Origin of the sequence: Clostridium algidicarnis DSM 15099 (assembly GCF_002934235.1) — a bacterium.
In the GTDB taxonomy this organism is placed as follows: Bacteria; Bacillota; Clostridia; order Clostridiales; family Clostridiaceae; genus Clostridium_L; species Clostridium_L algidicarnis.
In genome coordinates this window covers 1-11,547 of record NZ_PTIS01000005.1, presented here as the reverse complement: position 1 = coordinate 11,547, position 11,547 = coordinate 1, and the positions used below count along the sequence as shown (strand labels likewise).

Sequence of the window (11,547 nt, the reverse complement as noted above, 5' to 3'; positions counted from 1 at the left end):
CAACTTTCAAAGCTTTATATATGTGCCACCTTTTGTACAAATACCTCTATTAATTACATTTTAGATATAATGAAACTTTCAAAATTAATCTAATAAATCTCAAACTCCTTGTTTTTTTGTTATTTCCCATATAGATTGTGATATAATTAACTAAACATACTTACAAATATTTTTATTACAAATATCTTCAAATATATTCAACCCTCTTCAAACATCTTCAAATATTTTCATTTTTAATAATTGCAATTAAGCAGTAAGGATGTGACGCTGTGAAAAGGTATCAATTAATAAAAGCTTCTTATAATAATTTTATAAACAATAACATAATAGATTCTACTGTAAGAAAAGAAATATCAGAGTCCTGGATAAGATGCAAAGACTTAAATATAGATCCTCTTTCTGGTAAGGGACAAAAGCTACCTACTATAGATATAGATGAGAAGTTAAAACAAAATAGTGAACTTATTAATGTGGCAAAACCTATAATGGAAAATATGTATAAAGTAGTTGCTGGTTCTAGCTTTTCTATACTTTTAACGGATAAAGAAGGGTTTATCTTAGATGTTATAGGTGATGAAAATATAATGAAAAAGGCTGATGCTCTTAATTTTATTAAGGGAACTCTTTGGTCTGAAGAAGCTGTTGGAACTAATGCTATAGGCACCTCAATTTATCTAGACAAGCCTCTTCAAACTATGGGACCTGAACATTATTGTATAAAGCATCATAGCTGGTCCTGCTCTGCTACAACAATCCATAATGAAAATGGAGAAATAATTGGATGCTTAAATATGTCTGGAAGTTATACAGGGGCACATCCACATACCCTAGGCATGGTACTTACAGGTGCATATTCTATAGAAAATCAATTAGCTTTAATAAAATCAAATAAGCTAATTAATGCTACTTTTCAATCTATAACTGACGGAATGCTTATAATAGGAAGGGATTTAAATATAATAAGAGCTAATGCTAAAGCTTTTGAAACCCTAGGATATGAATCCTCAGACCTTATACATAGAAATATAAAAGACATTATAAAAGAAACTGACTTTTTAAATAAAATCATTTTTCATTCTAATAGTTACTATGATCTAGATTGTGATTTTTATGATTTTAAGGACAATCTAATAAAATGTACAATAAATGCTGTGCCTATTTCCACCTTAGGGACAAATAGCACCATCCTAATAACCTTTAGAACTTCACAGGTTGTAAATAAATTTTTGAATAAAGTTATAGGGTTTCCTGCCATATATAGATTCCAAGATATAATAACAAGAAGTAACCACATTAAAAGCACTATAGAATATGCAAAAAAAGCTGCCTTAAGTCAGTGTAATGTGCTAATTCAAGGAGCTAGTGGTACAGGTAAAGAGCTTTTTGCTCAATCTATTCATAACTATAGTGAAAGGTCTAAGGAGCCCTTTGTAGCTATTAATTGCGCTTCTATTCCAAAAGAACTAATGGAAAGCGAGCTCTTTGGATATGAAAAAGGCGCATTTACAGGAGCTTCAAAAGATGGTCACATGGGTAAATTTGAATTAGCAGAAGGTGGAACCATTTTTCTTGATGAAATAGGGGAAATGCCACTAGATATGCAGTCTAAACTTTTAAGAGTTTTAGATAATAAAAAAATCTGTAGAATTGGTGGCACCTACGAAAAAAAGCTAAACGTAAGAATAATTACAGCTACTAATAGAAATCTTTTCAATGAGGTTAACGAAAAAAATTTTAGAGAAGACCTATATTATCGACTAAACGTAATGAATATTAATATTATTCCGCTAAAAGATAGACCAGAGGATATAGAACTTTTATCAAATCACTTCATAAATAAATTAAACAAAGGCCAATTAACACAAAAATCTCTTAGTGAAACCTCCATTAAAAAACTTACAAATCATTCTTGGCCAGGTAATGTTCGGGAACTCCAAAATGTAGTTGAACGATCTTACTACCTTTGTGACGAAAAAATAATCACAGAAAAATATATAATATTAGATAACTCTAAATATATTAAAGAAACACCAGATTCAAGTTCTGCATATTTATCCTTAGAAGATCTTGAAAAAAGATTCTTTATAGAAGAACTCATAAGGTGTGATTTTCAAATTAAAACCTGTTGTGAAAATTTAAATTTAAGTAAAGCCACCCTTTATAGACGAATGAATAAATATAATATATCTTTAAAAGAACTAAAATCCTTACATTAACACAAATTTAACAATACTTCGCATTATTTTATCATTAATATCGTATCTTTGATATTATATTTTAATAATATCACTTGTACTTGTAGAAATAATTTCTCAAATGTGATACTTTATTTAAATTTTATCATTAATGATACACATTTGTATCATTAATGATACTTGCTAAAAATACTTCATGGATTTACACAGTTTTAACCCTTGGCATGAATATTGCTTATATATTATATAGTGCATAAATTAGTTATAAAAATAACATTCAAGGAGGAATTTAATATGAGAGCAGCATTATGGTATGCAAGAAACGATGTAAGAGTGGAAAATATAGAGGAACCTGTGGTACGACCAGGCACTGTAAAGATAAAAGTGAAATGGTGTGGAATTTGTGGTTCTGACTTACATGAATATTTAGGAGGTCCTATTTTTATACCTGTGGATAAAAAACATCCTATAAGTGGTGAAACAGCTCCTGTAGTTTTAGGTCATGAATTTTCTGGAGAAATCGTTGAAATTGGTGAAGGTGTTACAAAATTTAATATTGGTGATAGAGTAACCGTTGAACCTATAGTTGCCTGTGGAACTTGTCCTGCTTGTAAGGAAGGTAAGTACAACTTATGTTCTTCACTTGGTTTCCATGGACTATGCGGCGGCGGCGGTGGATTAGCTGAATACACAGTTTTCAATGAAGATTTCATTCACAAGATACCAGATTCTATGAGCTATGAAAAGGCTGCTCTTATAGAACCTATGGCTGTTGCTTTACACTCACTTAGGGTAGGTAAATTCAAAACTGGAGACACAGCTTTAGTCCTTGGCTCAGGTCCAATTGGACTTGCTACCATAGAATGTTTGAAAGCTGCTGGTGCTAGTAAAATAGTAGTTCTTCAAAGAAAATCCATAAGACAAGAATATGCAAAAAGAGCTGGTGCAGATATTGTCCTAGATCCTAATGAAGTGGATATAGCTTCTGAAATAATTAAATTAACAGATGGTGTTGGAGTAGATATGGCCTTTGAAACTACAGGGGCTCAAATAGGTTTTGATACTGGAATTGCTAGCTTAAAATTTGAAGGAACCTTAGTTATAACAAGTATTTGGGAAGATGATATAAAGTTCAACCCTAATGTGTTAGTATTCTCTGAAAAAAATATAGTAGGAACTATAGGTTACAGACATGAATTCCCAGCAACCATAGCTCAAATGTCTGATGGCAGAATAAAAGCTGATGGATATATCACAAAGAAGATATCTTTAGAAGACGTAGTTACAGAAGGTTTTGGAACCTTAACAGGACCTGACAAAAAGCAACAAGTTAAGATTCTAGTAACCCCTGATAACTCATTACTATAAACCAAACTTTAAACTTCAAAGGTTATAAGTCATAGTATAAACTAGAATAATAATTCTTATAACCTTTTACTCTTATTATTACCAATACTATCAGCATTATTACAGTTACAGTTACAGTTACAGTTACAGTTACAGTTACAGTTACAGTTACAGTTACAGTTAATTTTAACCCCCTATTATAAATTTTAAAAAACATCTAGAGACATAATTGAACCGACCCCTAAAAGTTAGGCCTAAAAAGCTAGCAATTGGAGGTCGGTTTTTTGTGATAATTATTAGTAAAATCTCTCTTATATTTATATTCTCTTTTATATTTAATTTTATCTTATTAGTTTTTAAGAACTAATCCAAACTTTTGCCATGCTTCAATGTAGTCTAAAAGGAATAATTCTTCTTCTACAATTCTTCCAACCACATTGGTTTTACCGGAGTTATCCATATCTTTAAGGGCAATTTGAAGTTCTCCTGCATAGTGACCGTATAAGGAAGTGTCTATTAAAATATCCCCACGCTTTATGCTAGGAGTATTAAATGGTATAAATTCATGGCCTTTATATTTAACTCTACTTTGGGTGGATCTTATTAAATAATCTGATACATCCCCTCTATTAAAGTGAAGCTCTTCAAGCACAATTTTCCTTTCTATTTCAGGTAAATTATCTATAAGCTCCACATCAAAGGTTAACTTTTCCTTATTTATCTTACTTAATTCTTTTAATTCATTTTCAGATGCAAAGGCATTAGCTATAATTACATCATCTACTAAACCTGTTGCAAATAGATGCTTAGCTTGAGCTGTTACAATCATATTTCTATGCATTTCTAAGGTACACAGGCCTTCATTAACGGGCCAAGGTCCAAATGTGGCATCATTAGAGGATACAAAAGCTGCTGTTCTTATTCCAAACTCTTTGAATTGCTTAGAACATTTTATAAAGTGATCATAGCTTAATCCTGAATATTTATGTGGATAAAAGTTATGGCAGCCTAAAAGTTTTTCTGTATTGGGTTTATATGTCATTATATTTTCCAAATACTTAGTTCCATTGCTCATATTTATTTCTATATAAAGATCATATGGATTAAATGTCATAAGAGATTCTTCATTTCCACTATACCCTACATCTAACCTTATACCATGTGCTCCAAGATCTTTAAAAAAGCTTAAATCACTATAACTTATGTTAAGGTCCCCAAAAACTCTTGGGCTTACATCGGCAATAACTTCCATACCTAGACTTCTGGCCTCATTAATTACAAATTTAAAATCCTTTATTATTTTCTCTTTATCTCCATCAACTGATAAAAGGCAGGTAAACACTCTTTTAAACCCATATTTATGTGCAAGTTTTAAATATGCTAAATTGTCTTCCATAGCAGCATGTCCTGGATAAACTGATATTCCTAATTGTCTCATTTAACATCTCTCCTTCTTCCTTTTGTTATATTTCCAAATACAACTCTTTCCTTAGCTCCTGTAGCCCCTATAACATTACCCGCCATTCCATTTAAGGTTTCATTTGCAAGTGCTGCAAAAGCTATAGTTTCTTTAATCTTTATTTATATAATAATTTCTTTGCTAAATAAAAAGCTCCTTTTGTAGGTGAAACATCATCTTGAACAATTTTAAAACTTCCTATATGACTTGTTAAAGATTCCTCAAAAGCTCTTTTCACCATTGTAACTTCTGTTAATATACTTCCCTTTATACCAATGCTTACCTCACCTTTAAATCCTAACTTTTTATATAAATTGTAGGTGGTTAAAGCAAGACTTTTACCTGCATTAATCAAAATTTCTTTAGCGATTTTATCTCCTAGGGTTGCCTTCTCTACTACAATTGGTGCAAAGGCAGCAATATCTCCCTTATTAGAAGAATATATGAATCCCTTAATATCATTAACCTTATCTATATTAAGTTTTTTCATAAATGCCTTGGTAAGAGAGCTATAAGGTAGATTTGAATCCTCTTCTACAATCATATTTTTAAAGCCTTCAATTGCAATATAATAACCGCTACCTTCATCTCCTAAAAGATGGCCCCAGCCACCTACTCTTTCCATTTTGCCATTGCAAAGACCATAGCTAATAGATCCTGTCCCAGAAATAGTTAAAATTCCATCTTCACCTTTTAAAACAGATGCAAGAGCAATTTCTGCATCATTAGTGACTTTAACTAGCACACAAAATTTATTTTCTAGATGAATTTGAAGTTTAGGCTTTATATCTAAAGCCTCTACACCTGCAACACCAAGACATATATATACACAATTTGCTTTATTATCTATATTTTTTACGGTATCCATACAATTTGTAATAGCTAAATCTATATTTTCATTGGCTTTTTCAAAGTTAAGAAGGAGGTTACCAAACCCTGTATAGGCTCTTCCAAGCTCTTCTCCCTTTAGGTTATAAGCTATAGCCTCAGTTTTAGTTCCTCCTCCATCAACTCCTATAATATAATCCATTTAATCACCAGCCTTTATAATATACTTCATCTAAACACTAGGCTTTATAATTTAATTAATATATAACTATATTTTATAACTTAATTAGTATCTCCACTATATTTGCTAAATCATCTTCAGTAAATTTTATCTTTAAAGTTTCTTCTAAGTCCTGAAGTCCATCTTGTAAGTACTTAAAAATTTCTTGATGTCTTGAAAGTATAAGTTCTAGGTTGTTGCACCCTTCTCTTTCTTCTCGATTTATAAGTAGTTGAATAAGGCATCCAAAATGCATTAAAAGTCCATTTAACTTTTCGCTATCTAAGTGTATACCAAACAAATATTTCATAGTAGTTAAAAGTTCCATAAAACTATTTACTATATAATCAGCCTTTTGTAAATCTAAATAATCCTTATAAACATTTTTTATATCCTTTATTAACTTCTCATCTTTAATATGTTCCTCAAAGTCTTCACCCATAAATTCCTTAAAAAACTTATCCATAGGTATATAGTGTATTCCTTCAATTTTAAGATCAAAGGCACTTATTATAGATATAATATTTGAATCCTTTCTTATATTTCCAACTGCCTTTTTAAATTTTTCTTTATCTTTTATGCTTAAATTTATTACCTCATATTTATCTTTACTATACTTGCTATATATAATCTCTTTAAGCTTTTGAGCCGTACCTTCTCCAGTTGAACACGCAGTTATTATTACTTCCTTTTTGCTGTCTATACTTTTACCTATAAAATTTCCAACATATCTACTTTCAAGATCCACAGACTTAACTATTTCATCTAAACTTTGATGCATAAGAGCTTTTCTTGTAGCTTCAATAACTGTAGCGGTAGTAACCATGTCTACAGCCTTTACATCAATTCCAGTATTTGATTTTATAATCTTATCAAAAAATTTAAGGGATCCCATATCCACCAAAAGTATAGCTCCAACACCCTCATGATTTTCTTTTATAATATTTTCTATTTTATTAAGAGCGACCTCAGGTTTCATAGAAAGAGGCATATCAAAACCAATTGCATGATTTTCATTTAAAAGTTGATTTGTAACTTCCGCCATAGAAGTTGCAGTACACTTACCATGCATAGCAACTATCACCGTTACCCTACCCTCTACTTTTTCTATATCTGCTGCAAAAAACATTGTAATAAAACCTATTTCATCCATAGGCACCGTAAAATCATACTTTTGTTCTAATTTTTCTGAAAGCATCATAGCTATTTTAAATTCTTCTGGATATCTTTTTCGTATTTTATCTATTTTAGGATTAGCTATTAATCTATTTTCTCTTATTCTTCCAATAAAAGTATCAATATGCAACAATAGCCCTAAAAAGATGTTTTTTGAAATATTTCTTTTTAATTTATACTCAGCTAAATACATAAAGTTACTTAAAAAGTCATAGAGTTCATTATTAACTATTCTCTTTATATCATCTTCACTTGAATTATTATTAATGCTAGATAGATAATTATTAATAAAGCCTTCAACTTCATTTGAAATTTTATTCTTTATTTCATCTTCCTTAAGCCCTCTTTTTTTTAAACTTTCTGTTTCCTTGTCAATGAATTCATAAAGATCCTTTGAAAGGCTATATTTATCTTCCATATATTCATCATCAAACTCAGCATCATTATTAATTTTTAACTTTAAATCTTTTGAACTTATCTTTTTAGATAATAAAAGACCTGCTCTAACCTCTTCCGAGAAATCATCTATGGTAATTTCCATCTTTTCTTCTGTGAACATAGTTCGTAAAAATGCTTTTGCGCAACCAATTTGTATATTTCCTTTAAGTTCACCTATATTATTTGGGCACTCATAATTTAAAAGTGCTGTAAATGCATCTGTTTCTACATCTATCTTTTTGCCTATTCTTTTAGATTCTTCTTCAAAAAAGTTTTCTATAAGACTTGCTCTTTCCTCTGCTGTTCTCTCTCTAAGGCTTGGAAGGGTAATTGTTACTGGTATCCTTCTTTTAAAAGTCTTTAAAAGTGAAGATTCTATGTTTTCTGTTGTAGCACAGATAATCATAGTATTTATGGTAACCTCCCTTGTGCTTCCAAGAGGTGTGTATTTTCCTTCATCTATTAATGTAAATAACATTTCTTGGCCCTCTGATGGCAATCTATGAACTTCGTCCAAAAATAATATCCCATCTCTTGCCCTTTCAATAATTCCATCTTTATTTTCTGTGGCCCCAGTATAGGCCCCCTTTTCCACTCCAAAAAGATGTGACAATAAAAGTTGTGGATTATTAGCATAGTCCGCACAATTAAGTACAGCAAAACTTCCATTATTATTAATATTATTAACTTCTAGAGAATATTTAAACATACATTTTGCAAAAAATGATTTTCCAACTCCAGTTTCTCCAACAATTAAAGTATGAAGACCTTTTGGTGGATATACAATAGCAGCTTTTGCAAGGGCTATAGGATGTTTTAAACTAAAATTCTTACCTATAATACTGTCAAATACAGAAGGTTTTTGCTTTAGGTTTTCATTTTGAGCTTTATCACCTTTGCTATTATTATTTACATAATAAAGCACTGGTCTTCCCTCACCTTTTGAAATAGTACCTTCATTTATAAGCTTTCCAAGTTCCCTTGCTACATTTGCTCTTTTCATATCCAAAAGCTTAGATAAATATTCAGTACTAACGCCTGTAACTTTGCCTTGTTCTCTTAATTGCTTAGTACATTGTGCACTTAGTGTATTATAAACAATATCAATTTTCATTGTTTAACCCGCCTTATTTGTTTTTGTTATAATTTATTATACCCTTTATTTCGTTTTTTTCTAATTTTATTCTTGTCATTTCAAAAAACATTATGCACATTACACTAAATATTAAAAGAAGTAAGTTCCAAACTATTGGATTTATTTCTTTAAAAAGTAGAGATGGTATTATTAAAATTAGTGGAGCCACTCCACCGATTATCCATCGATTTATATTAAATCTTTTAGTGATGCGCTTTGTAATGTATACAGAACCTAGAACTACCACTATTAAAAATACAATATAAGCAATTTTTGATATCATAAATATCCCCTCTATTTCTTGTGGATTATTTTTAACATTTCTATCATTTCTTCTATAAGACTTTTTTCTGAAATTGCAGTCATTAACTGATCTTGAGCATGAACCATAAGTAGGGACATCTTAAGATCTTCACCATTTATTTCTGCTTGTATTAACTTTGTTTGAGTATTATGAGCTAGATCTAATTCTTCTTGAGCATTTTTAAGTAGGTCTTTGGATTTCTCCATGTTGTTTTCTCTTGCTGCCTTTAATGATTCGTATGCAAAATTTCTGGCATCTCCAGCATGTGATATTATTTCAAAAATTTCTTGTTCCATTGAAAGCCCTCCTATTTTGTAAGTAGTGCCGCAATCAAAGACTACGGCACTATGATTTTTAAGCAATTTCTGATTGTTTTTCCTCTAAAATCATCTTTTTTTCATAAGCCTTAAAGAATGGATAATATATAACTGCAACAATTGCAATATTAATTATTACAAGAACTGCTGCTCTCCAGTCTCCTCCTGTAGCAACGAAGGCTCCAATTGGGGCTGGTAATGTCCAAGGTGCCATAACTGTAACTTTAGAAACTAGTCCTGCCGCTGTAGCTGCATAGGCTATAATTCCTGATACAACTGGTCCAAGTATAAATGGTATTGCAAGAATTGGATTCATTACTATTGGTGCACCAAATATTAGTGGTTCATTTATATTAAATATACCTGGTATAATTGAAAATCTTCCAACTCTTTTTAAATACTCTGATTTAGAAAAACACATAATTATAGCTAAACTTAAAGTCGCTCCAGCTCCACCTATCCATATAAACCATTGGAAAAATGGTTCTACTGCAATATTTGGAAGTGCGCTTCCTGATGCAATAGCTGCTGTGTTTTGGTCTAATAGTACAAGCCATATAGGTCTAACTAAAGATCCAATAACAGACATACCATGAATCCCTGCTGACCAAAGTAACGTTACGAAAATTACTGGAATTAAAACTCCACCTAAGCTGTTTCCTGCAACATTTACAATAGGTTTAAATAAATTCATAATAGCAGTTTGAATATCAAAATTTAACCAAACTCTTATAAACCAAACTACAGTTATAATAACAGCAGCTGGAATTAATGCTTCAAAAGATCTAGAAACTGATTCCGGAACTTGTTCTGGCATTTTTATAGTTATATTATGCTTTTTCAAAAGTCTCATAGTTTCTACAGCAAATATCATAGAAATAATAGCTGCAAACATTCCTGATCCTCCGAGGTTTGCCATTGGTAATACCCAACCCATTGGTGCTGCGCCTTCAATTCCTGCAGCTGTTGCAGTTTTTACGAAAGCGTCTACATTTAGTGGTATAGTTGTAAATAAAAATGCAGTAAGTGAAAGTACTCCTCCACTGACACCATCTAATTTGTAAGATTTAGCAAGACTATATCCCATACCATAAGCCGCATATAGTGACATTAATCCCATAGTTAATCTATAAGGTATCATTATTTGACCAACATGTGGTGCAATAGCCTTTGCCCAAGATTGTACTGGTGGCTGAGCAATTATTAAAAAGAATGAACCTACAATAATTAAAGATAATGTGGAAATAACCCCATCTCTTATAGCTTTTAAGTGTCTTTGCTCCGATAGCTTGGCCATTGGTGGCATAAGACTTTCTTCTATCCATTTTAAGAACTTCTCCATTTCTTTCCTCCTATATTTGTATTTTGTTTTGGATATCTTACTTTGAATATTTTGTTTTGCATATTTTCTTGGATTTTGCTCTTTTAGTTTCTTGCTTTGAACATTTCATTTTAAGTATCTTATTTAGATATTCCGCGTTGAATATTTTGTTTTACATTCCTTACTTTGAGTATTTTCTAATTTGATCTAGTACCTTGGATGCTCCTATTGGTGTATAGCCCATTGGTGTTACCATTTCTATAGGTACATTTGCCATCTTAGCTATTTCCTCAAAAGTTGAAAATCTGTGCTTTACTTGAGGTGCCACTATGGCTAAATCGTATCCACCTTCTCTAAGTTCCTCATCAAAATCACTGGTACCAACAGCTTTTATTTCTAGTAAAAAGTCCTTCTTATCTGCTTCCTGTTTTATAGCTTTAACCACTATAGAACTTGACATTCCGCCTGAACAAACCATTAAAACTTTCATTTAAAATCCCCACCCTTCATTAAAATATTTTATATTATTATTTATAGCAATTATTATGCCAATTATTTTAAGTATTGATAAATCTACTTTTGATGAGTAGTGTATCATCTTTTTAGTTTTATGATACACTATTTGTTTTATTAATTGATACACAAAAAAAGGAAATACAGAAACTATTTTCATTTACCCATTAAACTTTCTATCATTATGATGTATAATTAAGTTAGAGTATAATTTTAGTAGGCAGAACTAGTATAAAAAACTATATAAATAAAAGGAGATGCAAAAACATCTCCCCAATACATAAATTATCCATT

At 31.0% G+C, this 11,547-nt stretch carries 12 protein-coding genes; 2 read left to right on the top strand and 10 right to left on the bottom strand.

The features are described from left to right. Positions 1-269 precede the first annotated feature (269 nt). Positions 270-2,216, top strand: a complete 1,947-nt coding sequence (locus BD821_RS05065) for a sigma-54-dependent Fis family transcriptional regulator (protein WP_104409588.1) — start codon at positions 270-272, stop codon at positions 2,214-2,216. A gap of 273 nt (positions 2,217-2,489) precedes the next feature. Then, positions 2,490-3,563 (top strand): 2,3-butanediol dehydrogenase, encoded by a 1,074-nt coding sequence (locus BD821_RS05060; RefSeq protein WP_104409587.1) that lies wholly within the window; start codon positions 2,490-2,492, stop codon positions 3,561-3,563. Between the two features lie 22 nt (positions 3,564-3,585). On the opposite strand, the gene BD821_RS13405 is transcribed toward BD821_RS05060, so the two are convergent. The 10 genes from BD821_RS13405 to BD821_RS13400 form a co-directional block, all read right to left on the bottom strand. Then, positions 3,586-3,759 (bottom strand): hypothetical protein, encoded by a 174-nt coding sequence (locus BD821_RS13405; RefSeq protein WP_169994000.1) that lies wholly within the window; start codon positions 3,757-3,759, stop codon positions 3,586-3,588. A gap of 132 nt (positions 3,760-3,891) precedes the next feature. After that, positions 3,892-4,980 carry a DUF871 domain-containing protein gene (locus BD821_RS05055; RefSeq protein ID WP_104409586.1) on the bottom strand — a complete coding sequence of 363 codons (1,089 nt, stop codon included), beginning with the start codon at positions 4,978-4,980 and terminating at the stop codon, positions 3,892-3,894. Beyond that, complete coding sequence (locus tag BD821_RS05050; protein WP_341456781.1) at positions 4,977-5,105, bottom strand: hypothetical protein; 129 nt, start codon at positions 5,103-5,105, stop codon at positions 4,977-4,979. The genes BD821_RS05055 and BD821_RS05050 overlap by 4 nt, the downstream gene beginning before the upstream one ends. Before the next feature lie 14 nt (positions 5,106-5,119). Beyond that, entirely contained in the window at positions 5,120-6,031 is a 912-nt protein-coding gene (locus BD821_RS05045; protein WP_104409585.1) for an N-acetylglucosamine kinase, read from the bottom strand. Positions 6,032-6,104: 73 nt separating this feature from the next. Beyond that, positions 6,105-8,777: a sigma-54-dependent transcriptional regulator gene (locus tag BD821_RS05040; RefSeq protein WP_104409584.1), complete on the bottom strand. Its 2,673-nt coding sequence runs from the start codon at positions 8,775-8,777 to the stop codon at positions 6,105-6,107. 13 nt (positions 8,778-8,790) lie between these two features. After that, entirely contained in the window at positions 8,791-9,081 is a 291-nt protein-coding gene (locus BD821_RS05035; RefSeq protein ID WP_035794306.1) for a hypothetical protein, read from the bottom strand. 11 nt (positions 9,082-9,092) lie between these two features. Then, entirely contained in the window at positions 9,093-9,398 is a 306-nt protein-coding gene (locus tag BD821_RS05030) for a PTS lactose/cellobiose transporter subunit IIA (RefSeq protein ID WP_104409583.1), read from the bottom strand. Between the two features lie 58 nt (positions 9,399-9,456). After that, positions 9,457-10,761: a PTS sugar transporter subunit IIC gene (locus tag BD821_RS05025; RefSeq protein WP_029452187.1), complete on the bottom strand. Its 1,305-nt coding sequence runs from the start codon at positions 10,759-10,761 to the stop codon at positions 9,457-9,459. Between the two features lie 160 nt (positions 10,762-10,921). Further along, a complete protein-coding gene (locus BD821_RS05020; RefSeq protein ID WP_104409582.1) occupies positions 10,922-11,230 on the bottom strand; it encodes a PTS sugar transporter subunit IIB in 309 nt (102 codons plus the stop codon). Continuing rightward, complete coding sequence (locus BD821_RS13400) at positions 11,231-11,383, bottom strand: hypothetical protein (RefSeq protein ID WP_169993997.1); 153 nt, start codon at positions 11,381-11,383, stop codon at positions 11,231-11,233. Positions 11,384-11,547 lie beyond the last annotated feature (164 nt).